Below are 2,000 nucleotides of genomic sequence, written 5' to 3'. Positions count from 1 at the left end.
TGCGGCGGACGGCGCGGCGGGGTGCGCCGGGCGTCCGGACGGCGCACGACGAGGTCGCCGTCGGGCGACTCGGCCGCCGGGGCCAGGCCCAGGTCGCGCAGCACCTTGAGCACCGTGGCCGGGTCGGCCTGCGCGGCGAGCACGGTCGGGGCGAGCAGCCGCAGCCGCAGCGAGGCGGCCCGGCGGTCGGCCAGCAGCTCGCGCAGCGCCGCCTCGTCGTCGCTGCGCACCACCGAGGTCGCGGGCGACACCCGCACCTGCCCGTGCCGGCGGGCGACGTCCTGCACGAGGTACTCGAGCGGCTGCGGCAGCGGGGTGCGGCTCGACCGGCTCAGCTCGCCGGTGAGTCGCGCCGCCGACCACCCGGCGTCCATCGCCCGGCGCACCGAGCCGGCCGAGAACCGGTAGACCGTGGCGCCGCCGCGCGACTCGACGTCGGCGCTCAGGGCCATGAGCCGGGCGAGCTGCGTCTCGAGCGGACCGGGCGCCACGGCGGTGAGATCGGCTTGCAGCAGCACGTGGTCGACCGGCTCGGGCAGCAGCGTCGCCATCGCCTCGGCCGGGTCGCGGCCCTCGACGAGCGCGCGGCCCGGGGCGCCGAGCGCGACGCGGCCGGTGGCGCCGAGCAGCTCGGCCTCGTGCAGCGCCCACCGCGCCATCGGCTCGAACGACGCCCCGGCTCGCCGCGGTCGCCGCCGGCGCCGCCGTGCGAGCAGCGACGCCGGCTCGGGCGCCAGGCCGACCGAGACCGTGCCCAGCTCGGCCAGCACCGACAGCCGCAGGTCGCGGGCCGCCGGGCGCTCGACGTCCGGCGAGAGCGCCGACCGCACCGTGCCGCGCTCGTCCTTGCTGCCCACCAGGCCGGGGGCGCGCGACGACCGCGCCCAGCCGCCGACCAGCACGGCCCAGCGCTCGTGCGGCGGCAGGTCGGACCACTCGTCGTAGGCGGGGGTGGGGGCCCAGCTCGGCCCCACCTGCCCGTCGTCCGCCACCAGGCCGGCCGCGTACGCCACCTCGACCAGCACGGCCGCCGTCGCGTCGTCCACGTCGAGGGTCTGCGCGGTGCGGCGCAGCTCGCGCACCCCCAGACCGCCCGAGCGCAGCACCGGCGGCGGCTGCACGCCCCACGCCTCGCCCAGCTCGCCGATCAGCCGCACCAGCTCGGCGGCCGACGCCCCGGACGCCGCGTCGACCGCCCGCTCGCCGCGGTCGCGCAGGTCGAGCTCGGGCGGCTCGGGCAGCGGCCGCTCGTGCACGTGGCCGCCGCGCAGGTGCAGGCCGACCTCGCGGGGCAGCACGACGTGACCGGGGTCGGCCACCGCGAGCAGCCCGTGGGCGAGCAGCCACTCGACCGGGGTGCGCGCCGAGCCGCCGTCGACGTCGGGGTCGGCCCGCGGGGTGCTGCCGACCGGCGGCCCCCACGCCAGCCGGTCGAGCACCGTGCGCGCACCCTCGGGCGCGCCGGCCAGCAGCCGGTCGAGCGTCTCGGGCGCCGCCAGCTGCCCGGCCAGGTCGGCCGCGTCGGCGGTCGGCGTCAGGTCGAGGTCGCGGGCCAGCACCGCGAGCCGGCTCGGGTCGCGCCGCACCAGCAGGTCGGCCAACGGCGGCCCGAGCCCCGCGGGGTAGGGGCCGAGCGCGTCGCGCACCGTGCGCACCAGCCGCAGCTGGCTCGGGCTGCCCCACACCAGCGCCAGCTCGCGCAGCTCGTCGACCACCGCCCCCGACGCCGCCGGCTTCACCCCCAGCAGCCTGGCGACCTGCGTGCGGGTCGCCGGCTCGGGCAGCACCGCGAGGGCGTCGACCACCTGCAGCGCGAACGCGTCGAGCCCGTCGAGCGCCCGCCCCACGCTCGCCCGCGTGGCCGCCCGCGCGGCGAGCGACGTCACGTCGGACGGCACCGGGGTCGCCAGGTCGGGCCGCTGGCGCAGCAGCGCGACGAGCTGCACGTCGTCGCGCGCGCGCAGGTCGTCCGCGAGGCTGCGCGGCGCGGCCGAGGGTCG

General features: G+C 80.2%; 1 protein-coding gene. It reads right to left on the bottom strand.

Annotated features, from left to right (window positions below; all coding sequences use genetic code 11):
• On the bottom strand, window positions 1-2,000 hold a 2,000-nt coding region (locus ACYVI6_RS18585), incomplete at both ends, for a helicase-associated domain-containing protein (protein WP_460447776.1).

The organism is Angustibacter aerolatus, assembly GCF_054776675.1.
The sequence above is the reverse complement of the archived record's forward strand: the minus strand, read 5'-3'. Positions and strand labels throughout refer to the sequence as shown.